The sequence below is a fragment of the Kribbella sp. NPDC023855 genome, from assembly GCF_040639475.1.
Classification (GTDB): Bacteria; Actinomycetota; Actinomycetes; order Propionibacteriales; family Kribbellaceae; genus Kribbella.
In genome coordinates this window covers 302,285-324,999 of the sequence record NZ_JBFAAA010000008.1, presented here as the reverse complement: position 1 = coordinate 324,999, position 22,715 = coordinate 302,285, and the positions used below count along the sequence as shown (strand labels likewise).

Sequence of the window (22,715 nt, the reverse complement as noted above, 5' to 3'; positions counted from 1 at the left end):
AGCGCGGCGTGTGCTGGCGGCGAGAAGTGGCACTGTCGGCGCTAAGGTTGATGAGTCCGGGGCCGACCGCCATTGCGGCGAAGCCGGATGTGCAGGTCGACGGGGCGAGGGAGGAACTGCAGTGGTGCAATCAGGGGACGATCGCTGGGTCGAAGTTTCCCCGTCGCAGTTCCCGCATGAGGCGGAGGGCCTCGGGCTGGTCCGCGCAATCATGCCCGACGATAGCCCCTTCCGCGCCTGGTCGAACTTTGAGTTTCGCGATTCACGTGGACGCTGGCACGAGGTCGACCTGCTCCTGCTCGGCCGCGGACGTCTCCACCTGATCGAACTCAAGTACTACTCCGGTACCCTGCGCGGCGACGACCACAACTGGCTGCGCGACGGCAAGCGGCCGGAGGATTCGCCGCTCAAGCTCGCCCGCCGCAAAGCGCAGTACTTTGCCAGCAAGCTCAAGGACGAGCTCCGCGCGTGGGCCGTCCAAAGCAAGGTGCGGATCCCGGACGAGAAGGACGTCATCCCCTTCGTCCAGGAGGCAGTCTTCCTGCATCACCCGACGTTCCGATCCCTCCTTTCCCAGGCGAGCGCGGTCAACCTCTTCGGTCCTGCTGGCGCGGAGGCGCAGACCAATCTGCCGTCTATCACGGACCTTGTGCTCGAACCAGCCGGCCGGCGCGCCATCGGCCCCAATCAGGAGCAGATCCTCGTCGCACTTATGCGACGCATCGGCCTCGTCCAGCGCCGAGAGCGCGAGGCTGGCTCGTGGGTCATCGAGGACGAGGCCATCGACTCCGACGAGGGCTGGCAGGACTGGCTGGCTTCGCACAAGTTTGCCCAGCAGGAGCGAGCCCGCATCCGTTTTCAGGTCGCTGCTCCCACCGCCGGCGAGCAGGAGCGCAAGGATGTCCGGCGGATCGCGGAGCATGAGTTCCGCGTCATGTCCCGCCTCCAACACGACGGGCTGCTCCGCCCCCGCGACCTCGTCGAATCCGAGCTCGGTGTTGGTCTCGTCTACCCCTACGACCCGGACTGGCAGCGACTCGATCTTTGGCTGGCGGGCGAGCAAAATGGGGTCCCCCTCGCGACCCAGTTATCGATGATCCGCCAGATTGGCGAAGCACTGCAGTATGCCCATGGCAACAAGGTTGTCCACCGAGGCCTCTCGCCTAAAGCCGTTTGGGTTCGCCGCATCCCGGGCACCGCCAATGACGTCAAAGTTCGCGTCGGTGACTGGCGGGGCGCTGGAGCCGTCGAGGCCACCAGCCTCACCCACTCCGTGGTCCCCGGAGTGACATCGCTGTTCGGCGTCACTCCCAAACAGGCAGCGAACCCCGCCGGCCAATCCCAGGTCCAAGCCACCTCCGACGGCGCTGACTCGGAGCGCTGGCTTACCGACACCTTCCGGGCTCCTGAGGGCGCGTGGAATCAGACGGCCGACCGTGTGCGGCTTGACGTCTTCGGCCTAGGCGCCCTCGCCTTCTACCTCCTCACCCATCGACCTCCGGCACCGAGCGCCAACGCACTCAAGATGCGACTCAACGCACAGCAAGGCCTCGATGTCGCCATCGAACTCCCGCAGGTCTCGTCGCAGCTACGTTCACTCGTCCTCAAGGCGACCCATCCCGCCCCGACGCAGCGCACGCCCGATGTCGCAACCTTCTTGGCCCAGCTCGCCACCGCCGAGCGAGAGACGACGACAGAGACCCCCGAGGAGGACCCACTCGAGGCCACTCCAGGCACCATCCTCGACGGTCGCTTCCGCCTCGAGCGCCGCCTTGGCCAGGGTTCAACAGCCGTCGGCCTCCTAGTCACCGATCTCCACACCCAAGGCAACGACGTCCAGCGGGTCCTGAAGGTCAGTCTCAACGCCGATGCAGCGGCGCGACTGGCGGACGAGGCCGAAGTATTACGCGGACTCAACAGTCCCCGAGTCGTTAAGCTCATCGACGGGCCGCTGGTCGTCGGCGGACGCCAGGCGCTCCTCCTCGAGAACGCCGGCCCCGAGACGCTCAGCGAGGTCCTGCGAACCCGCGACCGACTTTCCCTCGACCTCCTTGAGCGTTTCGGCGCTGACCTGCTCGAGTGCCTCGTCGCGCTGGATAAGGCTGGCATCGATCACCGCGACATCAAGCCGTCTAACCTCGGTGTCCGGGAGAACCGCGGCGACCGCACGAAGCACCTTGTTCTCTTCGACTTCTCGCTGACTCGCGCCGCGGCGTCGGCGACCGCGGCCGGTACCCCGCCGTACCTCGATCCCTTCCTCATTGGCGAGCGGGACCGCTTTGACTCCGCAGCCGAGCGGTACTCCGCTGCAGTCGTCCTCTTCGAGATGGCAACGGGTGCCACACCGGTCTACGGCGACGGCCAAGCCGACCCGGCATCAATCACCGATGAGGCGACGATCGAGCCGCAGCTGTTCGACCCAGCGCTGGCCAGCTTGCTCGCTGAGTTCTTCCGCATCGCCCTCGCGCGGGAGGGCTCCGCGAGGCACCACACGGCCGAGTCGATGCGCGCCGCTTGGCAGGAGATCTTTGCAGGCGAGGCGACGACCGAACCAGCTGAATCCAACGACGAGCTTGCCAGGCAAGCCACCCTTGCAACGCCGCTCGTTGATTCCGGCCTCACTGCCCGCGCTCTCTCAGCTCTCGAGCCGTACGCCGTTCATACAGTCGGCGAGCTACTGACTGTCGACCCGGTCCGTCTTTCCCGTCTGCAGGGCGTGGCCAACTCCACCCGTCAGCAGATCCGCAACCGGATGAAGGAGTGGCGCGGCCGCCTCGGCGACGACCTCAGGAGCCTCGCGTCGGGGGACGGGTACCCTAAGTCCCCGAGCGAAGCCGCGGAACTGCTCATCAGCACCGTCGCGAGTGGCCGCGCGGCGAGCCGCGCGACGATGGTCCGGTTGGTCCTCGGCGTTGGCACCGAACTCGATGCGTTCGCAACCCGCGCCCAGCTCGCCGCCAGCTTGCCGGAGCCAGTCACCCCAGCCCGAGCCAGCCAGTTGCTCGCCGACCTGCAGGAGAAGTGGGCCGCGGATGATGCCGCTCGGTCTCTGCTCGATCGGCTCGCGGACGCTGTCAGCACGCGTCTGACCGAACTGGGCACAATCGCTACTCCGGCTGAACTCGAGACCGCAATCCATCAGACGCTCGGTACGACCGGCGAGTCGGACGATCGGTTGGTCCGCGGCCTCCTACGGTTCGCACTCGAACGCCGCCGTGCCCTGCACCGAGCCGACGGCTCCGCCGATGCGGTCTGGCTGCGCAGACGGGCAGGCATCGTCGCTCTAATGGCGGAGGACCAGTCGCTCTTCGACGTGGCCGAGTCGCTGGGCCGTGAGGCTGACAACCTGGTCGATGCCGCGGGGGACTCGACCCGCGCCCTCGTCCCGGCCGCCCGAGCCACAGCACGTCTCGCATCCGTCCTTCCAGGCACTGGCATCCCGGCTGAGCTGCGCGACCCGATGCGGCTCGTTCGGCTCGGGGCTGCAATCTCGAGCAGGGCCGCTGCGTCGGGCGCAGGTGAGCTGCACCACCGCGACCTTTCTCAGGTCGCTGCGCTTGAGTTGAGCTTCAAGGGCTTCGGTGGCGGCCAGCGGCTCGGACCGGAGGAGATCCGCGAGCGGGTACGTGTCCGGTTTCCCTCCGTCGCTGTCTTGGCGAAGCGTCCGACCCTTGACACCCTCGTCCAGGACGCAGGTCTTGGGCTCGTCTTCGACGACCGTCTCGGCGTTTATCGCTCGCCGGAACTCGGCGGGGCGACAACTGGCCTCGAGTCGCGGAAGCCGACGGCGCTGGCTGGTGGGACGTCGCCGGTGGCGTCGACAGGCGCGGCTGGCGCTCGTCTCGAGGGCTCGATTGCAAGCCGTTCCTTCCTCGCTCTCGGTGTGCGCGCCGACCGCCTCGCGCGCTTCGTTCACGCCGCCAAGCATCGGTACGCCGCCAACGTCGTCGACGTCACCGATGTCCTTCTCGATGCGCTTCGTTCCGCATCCGCCGAGGCCGGATTGCCGTGGGAGCTCGTACGGGCGGCCGACGCGGAAGGGGAGAGCAGCCGTGGCCGGCGTGGCCTGAATGAATTGGTCAAGCGTTCCTGGAGTCAGGTCGAAGCAGCGATCGACGCGGCACTGGCGGTAGAGGGGCTGGACACGCCTGTCCTTCTCACCGAGGCATCGCCCCTGGCCAGGTACGACAACGTCGGGTTGCTCGCCCGCTGGACTGACCTGGGTGCTTCCCGTGCGCGTGCCGTGTGGCTCGTAGTTCCACAGCTCGGCGGCAACCATGGTGCGCTGCTTGATGGCCGGCCCGTGCCGCTCGCCGCGCCGAGCCAATTCGTGGCGCTGGACAATGACTGGATCGATAATGCGGTTGCTTTGACGGCCGCAGAGAAGGAGCTTTAGACGTGGCTGTCTCGCCGGACCTGACCGCGGCGCTCCAGAAGGTCGTGCTCGAGCTGGAAGATGACCTGCGAGCCAGGGTGGAGAGCCAGCCTGAAGTTCTCGACGACTGGCGGCGGCAGCACTCTGCCGCAGTGGCCCGGGAGCGGACCGGCATGTCGTGGCAGGAGTGGCGCGACGATCGGCTCACCATGGCAGCCGTCGCCTGGGTGTTGACCACGGTCTTCGTTCGTTTCTGCGAGGACAATCGTCTTCTCAAACCGGTGTGGATCGCTGGGCCGAGTGAGCGGCGGCAGGAAGCGCTCGATGCCGAGCTCGCCTACTTCCGTGAGAATCCTGAGCACACCGACCGAGAGTGGCTGACGCAGGCGGTCGGTCACCTGCAATCGGTGAAGGCGACGCGGGAGCTTGTCGAGTCGCACTCGTCCCTGTGGACCGTGTCGCCGTCGGGGCAGGCCGCCAAGCGACTCATCGAGTTCTGGCGCACCAAGACGGATAGCGGGGCACTCGTCTGGGACTTCACCGATCCCGAACTCTCGACGCGTTTCCTCGGAGACTTGTACCAGGACCTCTCCGACTACGCGAAGAAGACGTACGCCCTGCTGCAGACACCGATCTTCGTCGAAGAATTCATCCTCGACCAGACGCTGGAACCAGCCCTGACCGAGCGCCCGCTTGAGGGTTTCAAGCTCATCGACCCGGCCTGCGGATCCGGGCACTTCCTCCTCGGCGCGTTTGCCCGTCTCAACGAACGCTGGGCCGATCAGGAACCCGGCCTCGAGGTGCGAGCTCGCGTCGAGCGCGCGCTCGCGGCCGTGCACGGAGTGGACCTCAACCCGTTCGCAGTCGCCATCGCCAAGTTCCGCCTGATGGTCGCAGCCCTACAAGCCTGCGGTGAGCTCTCGCTGGAGGAGGCACCGAACTTCCACTTCAACCTCGCGGCCGGCGACTCGCTATTGCATGGCGGCCACCAGTTGACCATGGCGTTCGAGGGATTCGACGCGGACGCTCAGATCAGCGGTTTCGCCTATGTCACGGAGGATCTCGACGAATTGCGGAAGGTTCTCACACCTGGCCAGTACGACGTGGTCGTCGGCAACCCGCCGTACATCACAGTCAAGGACAAAACGCTCAACGCGGCCTATCGAGACCTGTACCCGACCTGCAAGGGAACATACGCGCTGACCGTGCCCTTCATGGAGCGCTTCTTCCAGCTTGCGAAACAACCATCCGGTGACAAGCCCGTTGGGTGGACGGGGCAGATCACCTCGAACTCGTTTATGAAACGAGGTTTCGGCTCTGCCCTGGTAGAGGGCTTCCTCGCGAAGCAGGATGTGCGCTTAGTCGTTGATACGTCTGGTGCATACATCCCAGGGCACGGCACACCGACAGTTATCCTCGTCGGCCGGCCGCAGCGGCCCGTAGGAGAAAGCATAAAAGCGGTCCTCGGAACCCGTGGCGAGCCAGGACAGCCATCAGACCCTGCCAAGGGACTGGTCTGGTCATCCATCGTGAATCACGTTGCACTCGACGAGTACGAGGGTGAATACGTGAGCATCACGTTGCTCCATCGCAGAATACTCTCGAGCCACCCTTGGAGCCTGTCTGGAGGTGGGGCCAGTGCGTTACTTACAGTATTGAATGCTGCCGCCAAGCAGAGGCTTGCGGCAGTAATTAGTCCCGGCATTGGGAGAGCAGTGCGCATCGGTTCCGACGAAGCATTTGTCCTGCCCCGGCGGCCGTCACGCTCACGCGAGAATCCAGAACGCCTACGACCCTACTTGGAAGGGGAATCGGTACGGGATTATTCGGCCGCGCCGGACAAATTCGTGTGGTACCCGTACGACAGGAAAAAGCCTATTGAGGGATTGTTAACCGAAGAGCTTTGGCCCTTTCGTGCTCTGCTGGCCGCCCGCGGCACATTCGCAGGAGACATGGCCGCCGCTGGACGCAAGTGGTGGGAGTACATGCAGCACACATCGAGCGCATATGCCACCCCGCTCTCGATCGCTTTCGCGAACGTCGCAACCCATAACCACTTCGGTATTAACCGAGGTGGCACGATCTTCAATGCCCACGCGCCTGTGATCAAGTTGCCGAAAGAGGCGACGGAGGACGACCATCTCGCGTTGCTTGGGGTGCTGAACTCGTCGACGGCTTGCTTCTGGCTTAAGCAGGTAAGTCACGACAAAGGCAACCGAGGTGGTGAACGCGGGACTGCGCTCGACACGTGGGATCACTTCTACGAGTTCACAGGGACCACGTTGCAGGACTTCCCGCTGCCTGCGCGTTTGCCTCTTCCGCGCGGTCGCCAACTAGACCGTATGGCGCAGGAGCGCTCTGATTCGAGTCCCGCCGGGGCTGTTGCCGAGGGCACTCCAACTGCAGCAGGACTCTCCGATGCTGAGAAGCGGTCGACATCTCTGCACGGTCGAATGGTCGCGCAGCAAGAGGAGCTCGACTGGGAGGTGTATCGGTCATACGGGCTCATCGACGACGATCTCACCTATTCCGGGGATGACCTTCCTGAGGTGCGGCTGGGTGAGCGGGCCTTCGAGATCTCACTGGCTCGAAAGGTCGCTGCTGGCGAGGAGGAGACGGCTTGGTTCGCTCGTCATAAGTCGACGTCGGTCATCGAGATGCCGTCGCACTGGCCGGCGGCGTACCGGGACCTGGTTCAGCGGCGGCTGGACCTCATCGAGTCGGACAAGTTCATCCGTCTGCTCGAGAAGCCGGAGCACAAACGACGCTGGGCATCAGAGCCCTGGGACAAGCAGGTCGAACGCGCCCTCCGTGGTTGGCTTCTTGACCGGCTGGAGGACCGGAAGTTCTGGTTCGATGCGCAAGGGCAGGCCGCCGTGGCCCGGTCGGTGGCGCAGTTGGCCGACGTGGTCTCGCGTGACTCGGACTTCGTGTCGGTACTGGAGTTGTGGTCGGGCCGCAAGGACCAAACGGTTACGCAGCAGCTCGCTGCGCTGCTCGATGGTGAGAGTGTGCCGTTCCTCGCGGCCTACCGTCTCAAGGATTCGGGGCTACGCAAGCGGGAGGCGTGGGAGAACACTTGGGATTTGCAGCGCCGTGAGGACGCAGGGGAGAAGGTCGGCGACATTCCGGTGCCGCCGAAGTACACGACTGCGGACTTCCGCAAGACGGCGTGGTGGCAGCATCGGGGAAAGCTCGACGTACCGAAGGAGCGGTTCATCCTCTTCCCCAACGCTGGACGAGAGACCGACCCGACCGAGCTGCTCGGGTGGGCAGGCTGGGATCACGCGCAGCAGGCGCTTGCCCTGGCGAGGATCGTCGGTGACCGGGAACAGGAGGGCTGGCAGGAGGATCAGCTCGTGCCGCTCGTAGCCGGTTTGGCCGAGCTTCAGCCGTGGGTGCGTCAGTGGCACGATGAGGTCGACGAGACCTACGGACTGAACCTCGCGGACTTCTGCGAGGAGCAGTTGCGCGACCGTGCGCTGCAGGTCCACCAGACCCTCGACGAGCTCAAGGCTTGGCGGCCCGAGGCGGCCACTCGAGGCCGCAAGGCAAAGGTCTGAGACATGGCGACAAGAGGAACCGAGGAGACGACGTGAGCACGCTGCTCCGAGACGTCATCGACATCCCCGAACGCGCGGGAGCCGAAGACTACGTCCTGCGCCTGACCGACTCGGTCGGCCACGAGGCGGCGAGTCGCACGATCGACGAGTACGTCGTCACCGACGCGATCGCAGAGGCCTTCGACTCGGCACTTGCTCTCGTCAGCGAGGCAGTCGGCTCCGGGGTCAGCCGCGGGGCCTTCCTCACCGGCTCGTTCGGCTCCGGCAAGTCGCACTTCATGGCGGTGCTGCACGCCCTGCTTCGTCACGAGCCTGCCGCCAGAGCTAAGGCGGAATTGCAGGCCGTGATCGCCAAGCACGACCATCAACTCTATGAGCGCAAGATCCTGCCGTTGGCGTTCCACTTGCTGGGCGCGAGGACGATGGAGCAGGCGCTGTTCGAGGGCTACATCCGACAGGTCCGCGAGCTCCACCCAGGGGCGCCTTTGCCTGCGATCCATAAGTCAGATGCACTCCTCGACGATGCGGAGGGACTGCGTCAGCAACTCGGGGACGAGCGCTTCTTCGGCGGTCTCAACCGTGGTACCGAGGCAGGGGAGGGCGCAGACGACCCGTGGGCGACCATCCTCGGCGCCGGCTCGTGGGATGCGGAGCGCTATGCCGAGGCGCGTGCGGCGTCGCCCGCGTCCGACCTGCGCATGCAACTGGCGACAGCGCTCGTCGAGACGTACTTCACGGCGTACACGCAGCAGGCGGAGTTCGTCGATCTGGACACCGGACTGGCCGCAATCGCGAGCCACAGCAAGGGCCTGGGCTACGACGCTGTCGTCCTGTTCCTCGACGAGCTCGTGCTCTGGCTCGCCTTCTCGGTGCAGGACCGAGAGTTCTTTCGGCGCGAGTCGCAGAAGTTGACCAAGTTGGTGGAGTCAGCGATCGGTGGCCGCGCGATCCCGCTGATCTCGTTCGTCGCGCGGCAGATGGACCTGCGTCGTTGGTTCGCGGACTCTGGGGCGAGTGGCTCGGAGCAGGAGGCTCTCGACCGCGCGTTCCGCCACCAGGAGGGCCGTTTCGGGACCGTTGCCCTCGGCGACGAGAACCTGCCGTACGTCGCCCATCAACGTCTGCTGCGACCCAACAGCCCGGAGGCGGAGCGCCAACTCGAGGAGGCCTTCAAGGCCATCGACCGTCGTCCGGCGGTCTGGGACGTCCTGCTCGACGGTGTGAACACCGACGAGCGTCACCGCGGAGCGGACGAGAAGGCCTTCGCCCTCACCTATCCTTTCTCGCCCGCACTGGTCTCGACGCTCCGCTCCCTCGCCAGCGTCATGCAGCGGGAGCGCACTGCCCTCAAGGTCATGCAGAACATGCTGGTCGACCGGCGGGACGCTTTGACCATCGACGAGATCATCCCCGTCGGTGACTCGTTCGACCTCATCGTCCAGGGTCAGACCGGTCAGGCGCTTGACGCGCAGGCCGCTGCGCTGTTCAGGTCAGCCAACAAGCTCTACACCGAAAAGCTGCGCCCACTCCTGCTGAGTCTGCACGGCATTGACGAGCAGACCATCGAGGACCAGCCGGGGAGCGTGCCACCATCATTCAGGACGGACGATCGGCTTGCCAAGACTCTGCTCTTGTCGGCCGTCGCACCGAATGTTCCAGCGCTCAAGGCATTGACCGCGTCGCGACTGGCTTCGCTCAACCACGGTTCGCTTGTATCCCCGCTGCCGGGCGGCGAGGCGTCCCTCGTCTTGTCGAAGATACGCACCTGGGCCCGGGATGTCCCGGAGATCCATCTCGACGGGGAGGACCGCAATCCGACGGTCCGCGTCCAGCTCTCCGAGGTTGACTACGAGTCGATCGTCGAGAGGGCCAAGGGCGAGGACAACGACGGGCGCAGGCGCGAGCTCATCAAGAGCCTCGTCAGCGACGGGCTGGGCATCAAGCTGGACCAGCAGGACATCCAGGGTGCGCACCACCATCAGCTGGTATGGCGGGGCTCTCGACGCGACGTGGACATCATCTTCGGTAATGTCCGCGACCGGAGTTGGCTCTCGGACGATCACTTCATCGCGAACGCCGGAACGTGGCGCGTCGTCGTCGACCACCCTTTCGACGACGCCGGTCATTCGTCATCGGAGGACCTGCGGCGGCTCGATGACATGCAGAGCCGAGGTTTCCAGTCGCAGACCATCATCTGGCTGCCGAAGTTCCTGTCCGACGAGAAGCTTCGAGAGCTGCGCCGCCTCGTCATCCTGAACTGGCTTCTCGAGGGCAGTGGGGACCGGTGGCAGAGCCACGCAGACCACCTGAATGAGGCGGACCGTGCCCTGGCGCGAGGGATCCTCGAATCTCAGCGGAACACGTTGCGGCGCAGCCTGGAGGACGCCATCCAGCAGGCATACGGCGCCGCGTCCGTACGTCCTGGTGTCCTGCTCGATGACGCGTCGCACGACCGGACCCTCATCTCCTTGGATCGGTCCTTCGCCCCGGCCAACCCGGTGGGAGCAACGCTGGGGGCCGCGTTCGACAACCTGCTGGCGCAGGCTTTCGAAGCGACCTATCCGGGCCACCCCAATTTCGAGCCAGGCGACGTCGAGGTCAAGGTGAAGGACCTTCGAGCCGTGGCTGCCCACGTCGCTCGCGCAGTGGCCGACCGGGAGAAGCGGGTCGAACTGCAAGGCGACGTCGCTGCCGTCCGGCGCATCGCGGGACCGCTCGGTGTTGGGACCGCTGCGGAGACGCATTACATCCTCGGCGACGACCGCTTCAGCCCGTGGGGTCAGGAGATCGAGCGAGCCCTGGGACGTCGCGAGCAGGAGGAGGGCACCGTTCCGCACGATCCGGTGACTGTGGTGGATCTCCGGCGCTGGATCGAGGAGGTCAAGCCGGCCCAAGGCCTGCGCCAGGAGGTCAGTGACCTTGTCATCATCACCTGGGCGGCACTGCGTCAGCGGGCCTGGTTCCAGCACGGACAAGCCCTTGGCGCCGTTCCGGAGCCAGGGATGCTCGCGCCGAGCATGGAGCTGCGGACTCAGCCCATGCCCACCACGACCGAGTGGACTGACGCAACCACCGTCGCCGGCGGGCTGCTTGGTGTGCACGGCGCGACCCATCTGACTGCTCCGGCAGTGGCTGACTTCGTGCACCAGGTGACGGAGAAGGCGAAGGAGCTCGCTGTAGCTGCGCCCGGCCTCGTGAGCGCTCTGGAATCGGCGAACGCCCGCCTGGGCGTGACCGACAGCGACCGATACAAGACGGCCAACGCCACAGCCGAGCTGGTGCAGGACTTGCGCCACTTGACCGGCCTCGAGCTGGTACGGCGAGTCGCTGCGGCCAACCTCGGTGCGTCGCCCACCGCTGCCGGCAAGTCGCTGGCCACGGCTGCCTCGGTGACCAGCGCGCTCGATCGTTTCCACTGGGAACGGCTTGAGCCGTTGAGGCAAGCTATGCGGTCCGAAGGCACAGCCGCGGAACAGGCGGCGAACATCGTGAACCGCCTTCGGGCAGCTCTCGAGGCGGACGAGATCGTCACGGCTATCAGTACGACTCTCAACGAGACGGACAGCGACATCTTCCGCTGGCTGGCAGACCATCTGCCGCCCATCATCACGCCACCTATCGATAGGCCGGGTCCAATCGAGCCGCCCGGGCCGCTCGGCGGCCCGGGCGGCCGGGCCACACGCTCCAAGGGCACGCCCAAGGACGTTGTGATCGCACAATTAGAGGCATTTCTCGACGGGCATCCGGAGGACGCGGTCGAGGTGACGTGGCGGGTGCTCGAATGACCGCTACGGTCGCTGCGACTCCGGTCAGTCCCTCGATGGTCCTCGCAATCGTCGACGAGGCTCGGGACAAGGACTATTCCACCGGCGTGATCGGTCTACGAGGCGTGCCCGATCGTGCGGTCATCGCGGATCTCCAGCACGACGGTCGGGTCGTCCGGGTGCGGCCGGCAGAGTCGGCCCTCGCAGTGCGGGAGGTGCTGACCGAGCATCGCGAAGGCGACTGGATGGTCGTCATCACGGATCGGGCCGACGACGACCTCGGTGCGGGCGTCCTCGCCCACTTCATCTGGCAACGACTGCGCAGCCCCGACCCGTGGGAGGCCGTGCGTCACCGGTTCGCGGCGACGGGCATCGACCCTGCTCTGACCGGTGTCCACCAGAGCAGAGAGCTCGCCTCGGCTCTGCTCGCGGCCACACCGACGAGCGGCTGGCCCGCGGCGCCAGCCGGGGTCCTCACCCGGTCACACGCGCTGACCTCCGTGGCAAGGATCCACCTTGGTCTGGACAGTGACACAGCCGACGTACTTGGTGTTCTGCGCTGGACTATGCGACCAGCGAGCGTGACCGCGGTCGCGGACCTTCGAGCCGAGTTCGGGAACAGGCTCGCGGACGAGACGCTCGACTGGATCGCAGACCGTGCCGGCGCTGCCTCCCAGCCGGTGCGGATCTTGCTTAGGCAAGGCGAGATGGCCGATCTTGTCCCGTTGGGCACGGTCATCCAGTTGCTCACAGCCGACGACGTGCTTACCGCCGAGGAACGGCATGTTGCCAGTACCTCGCTCGTCCGGATCGAGCCACGATGGGGAGGCGAGATTCCACCCGTCCCCGCGCTCCGTGCGCTAGGAAGTGCATCCACCGAACTATTGACCGAGCTCGCAGGCGAACCGCGGCAGGGGGCTCACGTCGAACGAGCTCTGCAGCGCGCCGGCGCCATACTCAACCAAGTCCAGGGTGAGCAGCTCAGCGCGCACTCAGACCTCCTCAAGCAGGGACAGTACGCACGGCTCAGTCGCCTGTGCGACGCCCTAGCTGCGGCAATCGCACCAGACCCCGCACCGACGGCAGGCCGCGACGTCGAAGCCGCCTGGTCCCTCGTCCGTGCTCACTTTCTGAGCCGTCCGGCCGCCCCGCTCACCGTGGCCTTCGCAGCTGCGGTCCGACTCTCGCGATGGCTCCTCACCCGTGACGGGGTCACGAGAAGCGAGCTGCTCGCGCTCACCCGTCGCCACATGGACCAGAGCGCATGGGTCGATGCCGCGATCAACGATGTGCACCGCGGCGTCGAGGACCCACACCAGGCGCGCTATCTAGGCATGGTCGCCGAAGCGGCGATGGATCGTCGAAAGGCCGAGGAGCGGGAATTCGCGACCGTGCTCGCCCATGCCACCCGGCTGGACGGTGTCCTTTCCCAGGCCATCGATCCGACGGTCTGGCCGCTCGAGGCAGTGCTACCCGGCGTCGTCATCCCCATGGCGAGAAAGGCGCCGCTGCTCCTGTTTGTCATGGACGGCATGAGTGCGGCAGTCGCCACGGAAATAGTCGAGGATGCAACCGATCGACTCGAGTGGCTTGAGGCGGAACTGCCAGTCGCGAGCGCTGGTCGCCGGGCTGCCGGCTTGTCGGTCCTGCCGTCACTGACCGAGGTGAGCAGGGCCTCGCTCCTGTGCGGCCGACTTCGGCAGGGTCAGCAGGACGTCGAGCGGCGGGGCTACGAAGAGCTGACGGCCAAGGCAGGCAAGATCAAGGCCGCGCTCTTTCACAAGAAAGGTGTCGACTCCACCGCAGCCGGCTCGTCCGTGAGCGCTGACGTGAGCGCGGCCATCGACGACCGCACCATTGACCTCGTCACCGTCGTACTCAATACCATCGACGACGCGCTCGATCGCAGCGACCCTGCTGGGACAACCTGGACCGCGGACGCAGTCAAGCACCTCGAACCGATCCTGGCCCGGGCCCGCGCAGCCGGCCGGACCGTGGTCATCACGGCCGACCACGGCCACGTCGTCGAGCGACGCCGTGGTACCCAGCGGTCCTACGTCGATATAACGAGCGGACGCTCCAGGGCGGTGACCGGCACGGTCGAGGATGGCGAGATTGAGGTCTCCGGCGACCGCGTCCTCACGCCGGACCACCGCGCCATCCTCGCCGTCGACGAAGACCTGCGCTACGGACCCCTCAAGGCTGGCTACCACGGAGGAGCCAGCGCCGCCGAGGTTGTTGTACCCATCGCCGTGCTCGTACCCGACGAGGACAGCAACCCCCTCGGCCTAGCGCTGCTACCGCCCCAGGTGCCGACTTGGTGGCTCACCCAGGAGAACGTGGCGGTCGAGCCGGTCCCAGCGCCCCGGCCACTCGGCACACGCGACTTGACTAGAACCTCGAAGAAGAGCAGGCCAGACCTCGAGCCGACCCTTTTCGACGAAGTGGATCCACCCGAGGCGCCAACGCCCACGCAGAACCTTGGCGACGTCGTGGTCCGCAGCGAGGTCTATCGTGCGCAGCGAAGAGTCGCCGGCCGGCTCATCGTCAAGGACGAGCAGGTCGCTGCCCTCGTCGACGCGCTCGCCGTCGCCGCAGCGACACGGCTGCCCATGACGATCGCCGCGCGAGCGTTGTCGGTCAACGAGACTCGGCTGCGAGGCGCGTTGGCTCAGGTTCAGCAGCTGCTAAACGTTGAGGGGTACGCCGTTATCGGTACCGACCCGCACACGTCCACCGTTGTTCTGGACGAGCGACTGTTGCGCGAGCAGTTCGAGGTGCGTTGATGGCGAAGGACGTCTCCAGCCGCCGACGCAGGGAAGTCATCAACGCTCTTCGCCGGGGCACGGTGCCGGAGTCAGGGCTCGACCTGCTTGCGGTGGGTCTGGACCGTTTCGAGGCTGCCATCGATGAGGAACTGGACACAGTCGTCGATGGTGGCGCCGTGTTCAAGGCTGTGCGTGGGGAGTACGGCGCGGGCAAGACGTTCTTTACTCGACACCTTGCGGAGCGAGCGCTACGCCGTGGCTTCGCGAGTGCCGAGGTGCAGATCTCCGAGACGCAGACCCCGCTGCACCGGCTAGAGACCGTCTATCGCCGGGTGACTGAATCGATGCGAGCGTCGTCGATCCCGCCGAGTGCGTTCCGGTCGGTGCTCGACTCGTGGCTCTTCACGCTGGAATCCGATGTGCTGGAGGCGGATCCGTCGCTCGAGGCAGCCGACGATGCAGCCATCACCGAGGCTGTGGATCTGCTGCTCGAGAGACGACTGGGAGAAGTCAGCTCGCGGACACCCGTCTTCGCTCAGGCGCTGAGAGGCTATCGGCACGCCATAGACGCCGGCGACCGCGCGACCGCGGACGGTCTGGCCGCCTGGATGGGCGGCCAGCCGCAGGTAGCAGCCGCGGCGAAGCGTGCGGCCGGAATCCGGGGAGAGCTGGACCACTTCGGAGCAATGGGCTTTTTGCAGGGACTTCTTACCGTCCTCCGCGACGCAGGGCACCCGGGTCTCGTCCTCGTCCTCGACGAGGTCGAGACCCTCCAGCGGGTCCGCGGCGACGTGCGGGACAAGGCCTTCAACGCTCTGCGACAGCTGCTCGACGAGATCGACGCCGGGCGCTACCCGGGGCTCTATCTGCTCATCACCGGAACACCGGCGTTCTATGACGGGCCGTCCGGGGTATCGCGGCTGGCACCACTTGCGCAGCGGTTGTTAACAGACTTCGGCACCGATGCCCGGTTCGACAACCCGCGGGCGGTCCAGATCCGGCTTCCGGGGTTCGACCATGCTGCGCTGGTGGCTCTGGGACACAAGGTGCGTGATCTGTACGCCGCGGGCAGCGACCACGGCGACCGCATACGCTCGGTGGTCGATGACGAATACATCGGAACGTTGGCCGATGCGGTTGCTGGAGCCTTTGGTGGCAGGGTCGGCATTGCGCCTCGGGTCTTCCTCAAGAAGCTTGTGGTCGACGTCCTCGACCGTGTTGATCAGTACGAGGATTTCGATCCGCGTGTCCACTATGCCCTGACCGTCGACGCATCGGAGCTCTCCGATGTCGAGCGCGCAGCAAGAGGGCATCGTTCCGACAATTCCTCCTCCCTCGATGACATCCATTTGGATGTTGGGGACGAGGCCTGACAGTGACGGCCGGCGGACAGCCCTTCGACCGGCTCCATCCGGTCCTTCAGCACCACATCGTCAACACTCTCGGTTGGTCAGAACTCCGCCCTCTGCAGAGTGAGGCCATTGAGCCATTGCTCGCCGGCTCGGACGCCGTGCTGCTCGCGCCGACGGCGGGGGGTAAGACCGAGGCCGCGATGTTCCCGTTGCTCACCCGGATGGAGAGCGATCAATGGGAAGGACTTTCGGTTCTCTACGTGTGCCCACTCAAGGCCCTGCTGAACAACCTTCAGCCGCGCCTGGAGACATATGCCGGTTGGCTTGGGCGAGCGGCACACACGCGACACGGCGACACGACAACAGGCGCACGCAGGCGCCAAGTCCTCGAACGGCCGTCAATCCTGCTGACCACGCCGGAGTCGCTCGAGGCGATGCTGGTCTCGCCACTGCTGGACGTGCCGCGGATGTTCGGCGAACTGCGTGTGGTCGTCGTAGACGAAGTACACGCGTTCGCCAGAGACGACCGCGGATGGCACATGCTCGCGGTACTGGAGCGGCTGGCGACTCTGGCCGATCGGCCGCTGCAGCGAGTGGGCCTCTCCGCAACCGTGGGAAACCCGGAAGAGCTGCTTGGGTGGCTCCAAGGGCGAGCCTTAAGGTCGAGGCCTGCCACGGTAGTCGCGCCGCCCGTAGAGACGAATGTAGTCCCGGAGCTAGCCCTCGACTTTGTCGGAAACGTTGGCAATGCGGCCGCCGTGTTGGCTCAGATGTACCTTGGCCAGAAGCGGCTCGTCTTCGCCGACTCGAGGCGTACCGTCGAGGATCTGGCGGTTCGGCTGCGTGAACGGCAGGTCGAGACTTTCGTCTCGCACTCATCGCTGTCCCTGGACGAGCGGCGAAGGGCCGAGGCTGCCTTCTCGGAGGCGCGGAACTGCGTCATTGTCTCGACATCCACACTCGAGCTCGGAATCGATGTCGGAGACCTCGACCGGGTCATCCAAATCGGGGCTCCCAACTCCGTCTCGTCTCTGCTGCAGCGACTGGGGCGGACCGGACGCCGCCCGGGGACGACCCGGAACATGACGTTCTTGGCCCTGGATGACGCGGAGTTCGCGCGGGCCGCGGGGCTGCTACTGCTGCTCAGCGAAGGGTTCGTCGAGGCCGTGGTCCCGCCACCCGAGCCAAGACACGTGGCAGCACAGCAGTTCCTCGGAACTGCTCTCCAGAAGGGACATATCGACGTCGACCTCGAGTCGACTTGGATGGCCGATCTGGGGCTGGCGACGGCCGATGAACTTGCGCACATCAAGCAGTGGCTCCTCGACACCGGGCATCTAGATGTGGACTCTGGGCTGGCTTTCGTGGGCCCGACGGCTGAACGACGCTATGGGTCGCGCAACTTCATGGAGCTGCTGGCGATCTTCACCGCCGCACCCGAGGTAACCGTGCTGCACGGACGTACAGAGATCGGCAGCGTTGACCCGATGCTGTTGACCGCCAAGACCGACGGCCCGCGTGTGATTACGCTCGCTGGACGGCCGTGGCAGGTGACCCATGTCGACTGGAAACGGCGTCGCGCGTACGTCGAGCCGAGTGACAGCCACGGAAAGTCCAAGTGGAGCGGCGATCCCCAGCCGTACTCCTTCGAGCTCTCCGATGCGATTCGGCGTGTACTACTCGGCGCGGACCCCTCGAGAACGGAGCTGAGCCGGCGTGCCGTTGAGCGCCTGACGAGCTTGCGCGAAACCTTCGATACAAGGGTCAGTCACAACTCAACAGTGATCGCGGAGGAGCGTTCGCGGTTGCGTTGGTGGACCTTCGCGGGTGCTCGAGCCAACGCGGTCTTGACGGCAGCCATTGGCCAAACCGCTCCGGACCTGCTGGATGAATGGACCTTCAGCAACCTGAACGTCTCGCTACGGTCCGACGCAACGGCTGTCGCGGTCAGGGCCGCCATGCGCGAAGCCCGAAGTCGCTTCGGAGACGACCTGACCGGGGTGGTGCCCGAGATCAGCCCACAGGCTCTGAAGAAGCTCAAATTCTCGGAGCTTCTACCGCCCCATCTCGCTCTGCAGACCCTGGCAGCACGTGGCGCCGATTGGCAGGGGGCTGCCTCGGTGGCGCGCAAGCGAATTGAGGACGCGACACCGACTGCGAAGTGAGCTAAGTTGCGGTCAGTCGATGACAACGGCCGAGTGCTGCAACTGTTGCCAGGGCTTAATCCGTCGACATTTTGGAAGGACGGTGCCATCTTGAACTCCTTCGCGAGTTGGCCCAAGGTGACCCGCTGATGACTGACTGGCGCAGCACGTTTGCAGGGATCGGATTCAAGCCGAGCGGCTCGTTCGGTGCCCTGCGGGCATGCATTGAGGACATCGAGGCTACTGTCGTCGAAGACGGCCTCGGCCGTCTCCGTTTGACCTTTACTCACACCGCGCAGCGCTCCGCGATGCAATACGAGGTTGCTGTCCCCCTCGACATACCGGCACAGCAGATAGCTCAACTGCTAGTCAACGCGTTCGAGCGGGCGCACCCCTGTCCGTGCGAAGACGGCGAGCCCAGAAGCCGCACCGCTGGAACACGGCATCGTTCGCGTTGGCGGTGCACTCATTGAACGTGAGCGAGCGATCAGCTTGGCCCGCGAATACCTAACGGGATCGGGAGCCTGGGCTTATCCGGCATACGACGCATACCAACCTCGATCGGACCCGAACCGCATCGAGGACGCCGACCTGCTTGCGCCAGTGTTGCTCAATGTCAACCGACTCACCCTCAAGGCCTACTACGGTTTGCTGCAGCAGCGACCTCGATTGCAGGCGTGGCTGACGGAGATCCCTCAAGACGCCAAGTTGACCAGCGCCGAGGACCAGGACCTGGAGCCGATCCGAATGCTGTTCGGGGTGCTCGACGATCCCGGGATCCCGGACGTCCGGGGGACGATCCTTGCGAAGATCCTGCACCGCAAACGACCCGACTTCATTCCGCTCTACGACGAACGCATCCGCCGCTGTTACCAAGACACTGAGAGGGCACCGGTTCCACCCCAGCGAGGTCGTCCATGGGGTGACTTCTTCGTCGCTCTAGCAACGGCCATGCGCAAGGACCTAGTCGACCAGCACGAGACCTGGTCTGAGATCGCGGACCTCGCTACAAACCCACCGATCAGCCACCTGCGTGCTCTCGACATAGTCGCCTGGCGCGCCGCCGGCAACCTGTCGGTCGGAGATCCACTGAACGAATCTGTGACATGAACCCGACGACCTTTGGCTAGTTGCCACGTAGCGACTGGAGGTCTCGCTGCCAGACAGCGAGTTCACTCGCAGACAGCCCCATGTCGAATGACCGTAAGGGCAAGCGCGTCGATATCACGATCCACAGATTGATAAGTCTGCATCAGGTCAATCGGCGTTCCCATCGTCGCCCACGCCCTACCGCCGCTCGTCTCGAACGCCAGCATCAGGCCCGGCCGCCTACACATCCAGAAGCGATACCCAGATTCACCAAACGGATCATCCGGCCGCGGCCGGCGGACGCTACCGCTGACTGGGAACATGTCGAGCCAGCTCGCAGGACCACCACCGTAACCAGACGTGTCGACATAGCCAGGCTCGATCTCGATCGGACGCACGGTCATAAACGACGACGCAGCGATCGCTGCTATGACCCTGTACACGAGAGTCGCTGGCGTACTTGCTGGCACCATTGCCACAGACGGCAGCCCCGCGGCCGCTTCAAGTCGCCTCAAGAACTCTCGAGGTTCGTTGCACAGATACTCGATCCATTCAGTCGGCTCCCAGTCGCAGTCGCCATGATCGTGACGACTGTGTATCTGAATTGTGCCGCTGCGATTGAGCATAATTTCTAACCCGGCAATCGACCTCAGGGCCAATACATCATATTGACCGCCGCCAGGATGCTCACGCGCGATACGAATGAGTTGTGGGTGCCGGCGTGCGATCTCGCTTGCCAGACGCCATGACGCCGCCTCAACGACTGTCTGACTTAAGGTCATAGATGTTCCTTCTACAGCTACTAAGCAGTCTTGAGTATCTCCTGGTAGACGCTCCCCCGGCGGTACAGCGCTGCCTCGTACATAGTCTCTTCCTGCTCCGATGCCAAGAGCGAGGATGCTCTGACGCAGGTGATTCATGTTGATCACCCATTGGCCTTGCGGGAACGACCACCTCGCTGCCCAGACCACGATGTGACTGATCGCTACACCGCAACTGCTCCCGTCGGCTCATCGCGGTGGTGCTCCGAGGCACGAGCCGCTCCGACATCGCTCAACCTCACTCGCCTGTTCTTCCCGATGCTTCCTTGAGAGCCCACAGCCTTCGGATTTGCGCTCACCGTAACCCTGGTGTCGGCAACGCTCGAATTTGGGGCCGATCCGACGCTCGAAAACGAGGCCACGGGTTCGTAGGTTTCTAGTCTGCCGGGTCTTGGGTTCTGATGCTTGGCAGGGTGTCGATCCCGCGGTTGCGTAGCCGGTAGCTGGCGCCTTTGAGGGTGAGGACGTCGGCGTGGTGGACGACGCGGTCGATCATCGCGGCGGCGACGGCCTGGTCTCCGAACACGCCGCCCCAGCCGCTGAAGGGCAGGTTGGACGTGAGGATCAGCGAGGCGTGTTCGTAGCGGGATGAGACGAGCTGGAAGAACAGGTTCGCGGCGTCTTGCTCGAACGGCAGGTAGCCGACTTCGTCGACGACGATCAGTCCGTAGCGCCGTAGTTTGGCGAGCTCGGCGGGTAGTCGCCCGGCGCGGTGGGCGTCGGTGAGGCGGGTGACCCACTCGGTCGCGGTCGCGAACAGGACCCGGTGGCCGTGGTTGGCGGCGGCGATCCCCAGGCCGGTTGCCAGGTGGGTCTTGCCGGTGCCGGGCGGGCCGAGCAAGACGACGTTGCGGGCTTCGGTCAAGAACCCGCCTGATGCCAGTGCTGCGATCTGTTGGCGGACGGCCGGTTGGGCGTCGAAGTCGAACTCCTCGATCGTCTTCTTGGCCGCGAATCCGGCGGCACGGATCCGTAGCTGAGCGCCCGATGCGTTGCGGGCGGCGACCTCACGATCGAGCACGGCAGCGAGGTATTCCTCGTGGGTCCAGCCGGCATCGCGGGCGTGGTCGGCCAGCCGTCCGGCGGCTTCGGTGATCCTCGGTGCCTTCAAAGCCGATGCGAGGTAGGTCAACTGCTTGAGCGCCTCGGTGCTCGAACCGCCGGTGAGCTTCTTCGTCGTCGCCATCACGCCACCTCGCCCTCGTCGATCGTGTCAGCCAGACCGTCGATGATCCCGAAGGCACGGTCGTAGTCGGCCAGGTCCCTCACCAGCGCTTGATGTTGCGGCTGCGGAGGAGCCGGCTGGAGGTATTGCTCGCGCAATGCCTTCGCCGTCGTGACGTGGGCGGCGTCGGTGACGATCTGGCCGCGGGCCCAGACTCGCTGGTGACGTGCGACGAGGCGCCCATCGTGCCTGACTTCGACATGCTCCAGGTCGGCCTGGACGTCGACGATGCGGCCGATCACGGCTGGGTCGACGGAGTAGTCGTTGCTGTCGACGCGGACGTAATAGTCGCGGCCCAACCGGATCCGGTTGGCCCATCCGAGTGCTGGTGCCACCGGTGGCAGCGCCAGCATCGCTGCCAGGTCGACAACGAGACGCTCGACCGGTTTGGCCTTGATGGTGCGCACCGTCCGGGCATTCGCGATGTCCAGCCAGTCGATGAACTGGGCGTTGAAGTCGGACGGCGAGCTGAACTCGCGGCCGGGCATGAACGACGTCTCGAAGAATCCGTTGCGTCGCTCCACGACGCCCTTGGACTCAGGATCGTAGGGCCGCAGCCGCTGCAGCGTGGTCGCCAAGGTACTGGTGAACGCGCCGACTCCTTCAGCGTGACGCTTCCCGCGGCCGATCCCGGACTCGTTGTCCCAGATCAGCCGGCGCGGCACCCGGCCAAGCCGCAGCAGCAGCTCCCACATTCCCAGCAGCAGGTCGGCGGTGTGCCGGGTCGGGATCATCCGCCCGAGCATGAAACGCGAGTGGGCGCAGACGATCACCAGCACCGGCAGCAACGCCCGGCTGCCGTCCTCGAGCGGGATCTTCCTCGGCGGGAACCACAGATCGCACTGCGCCGCGTCGCCGGGCAGCCAGGTCAACCGATCCGATGGATCGACCGGGCGATGCTCAGGACGCAGCCGCCGGACGTTGTCACGGAACCAGCTGATCGATCCCGTCCAGCCGACCCGTTCGGCGATCACCGTGGCCGGCATGTCCGGATGATCCATCAACAGATGCCGCACCAACGGCTCGAACGACGTGAACGCTGTCGTGACAGCAGGACGCTCGTACTTCGGCGGCCGATCCGAGGCCAGTGCCCGCGCCACGGTCGACCTGCCCACACCCAGATCCCGAGCAACCTGACGCTGCGGAACACCGTCCGCGACCAGCCGCCGAATCAGAGCCCAATCCTCCACTGAGATCACCCAACCAATCTGTCTGGGTGGCCTCGTTTTCGACCGTCGCTACGGCCTCATTTTCGAGCGTCGTCGACACCTGGGCGGGCTACAGCGATCATCGAGGTGTGGTGCAGCTCGCTCCGTGGGTCTACGGTTGCGAGATCAAGTCCATGCTGGCTGGGGGGCCAGCACCCCGTCGGGGTCGGCGATGCCGTGGCATGTTAGGGGCGGATGAGGCTGGGGGAAGACAGCGGAGTCACAGAGGTTGGGCTCGTCCGTGCCGGACGGGTCCTTGAATGATCGAGCTGCACGGATCTTCGAGTTTTAGTCCAGCTGCAGCGGCTGCGAACGAAAGTCGTGCGTTCGGTCGATGCGTACCGTTCGGTGATGTGGTTTGGTCACCTGCCCTTAGCCGACGGTTTGCACTTCGGGCAGGGAACCG

General features: G+C 65.3%; 10 protein-coding genes. 7 read left to right on the top strand and 3 right to left on the bottom strand.

What is annotated here, in order from left to right; all coding sequences use genetic code 11:
• Positions 1 to 124: 124 nt before the first annotated feature.
• The 7 genes from pglW (at position 125) to AB0F51_RS27100 (ending at position 19,076) form a co-directional block, all read left to right on the top strand.
• A complete protein-coding gene (gene pglW / locus AB0F51_RS27130; protein WP_360284439.1) occupies positions 125 to 4,396 on the top strand; it encodes a BREX system serine/threonine kinase PglW in 4,272 nt (1,423 codons plus the stop codon).
• 2 nt (positions 4,397 to 4,398) lie between these two features.
• Positions 4,399 to 7,938, top strand: coding sequence for a BREX-2 system adenine-specific DNA-methyltransferase PglX (gene pglX / locus AB0F51_RS27125; RefSeq protein WP_360284437.1), 3,540 nt, complete (start codon positions 4,399 to 4,401; stop codon positions 7,936 to 7,938).
• A 32-nt stretch (positions 7,939 to 7,970) separates the two neighbouring features.
• Complete coding sequence (locus tag AB0F51_RS27120) at positions 7,971 to 11,723, top strand: DUF6079 family protein (RefSeq protein WP_360284436.1); 3,753 nt, start codon at positions 7,971 to 7,973, stop codon at positions 11,721 to 11,723.
• Positions 11,720 to 14,488, top strand: a complete 2,769-nt coding sequence (gene pglZ, locus AB0F51_RS27115) for a BREX-2 system phosphatase PglZ (protein WP_360284434.1) — start codon at positions 11,720 to 11,722, stop codon at positions 14,486 to 14,488. The genes AB0F51_RS27120 and pglZ overlap by 4 nt, the downstream gene beginning before the upstream one ends.
• The gene (gene brxD, locus AB0F51_RS27110) at positions 14,488 to 15,843 is read left to right on the top strand and encodes a BREX system ATP-binding protein BrxD (protein ID WP_360284433.1); all 1,356 of its coding nucleotides are present in this window, start codon (positions 14,488 to 14,490) and stop codon (positions 15,841 to 15,843) included. Before pglZ ends, brxD begins: the two co-directional genes overlap by 1 nt.
• Before the next feature lie 2 nt (positions 15,844 to 15,845).
• Complete coding sequence (locus AB0F51_RS27105; protein ID WP_360284431.1) at positions 15,846 to 17,987, top strand: DEAD/DEAH box helicase; 2,142 nt, start codon at positions 15,846 to 15,848, stop codon at positions 17,985 to 17,987.
• Between the two features lie 471 nt (positions 17,988 to 18,458).
• A complete protein-coding gene (locus AB0F51_RS27100; protein WP_360284430.1) occupies positions 18,459 to 19,076 on the top strand; it encodes a DUF6308 family protein in 618 nt (205 codons plus the stop codon).
• 62 nt (positions 19,077 to 19,138) lie between these two features.
• On the opposite strand, the gene AB0F51_RS27095 is transcribed toward AB0F51_RS27100, so the two are convergent.
• From AB0F51_RS27095 to istA, 3 genes are all read right to left on the bottom strand, one after another.
• Positions 19,139 to 19,837, bottom strand: a complete 699-nt coding sequence (locus AB0F51_RS27095) for a hypothetical protein (protein ID WP_360284429.1) — start codon at positions 19,835 to 19,837, stop codon at positions 19,139 to 19,141.
• A 415-nt stretch (positions 19,838 to 20,252) separates the two neighbouring features.
• Entirely contained in the window at positions 20,253 to 21,062 is an 810-nt protein-coding gene (istB, locus tag AB0F51_RS27090) for an IS21-like element helper ATPase IstB (RefSeq protein ID WP_360284428.1), read from the bottom strand.
• Entirely contained in the window at positions 21,062 to 22,300 is a 1,239-nt protein-coding gene (gene istA, locus AB0F51_RS27085; protein ID WP_360284426.1) for an IS21 family transposase, read from the bottom strand. The genes istB and istA overlap by 1 nt, the downstream gene beginning before the upstream one ends.
• Positions 22,301 to 22,715 lie beyond the last annotated feature (415 nt).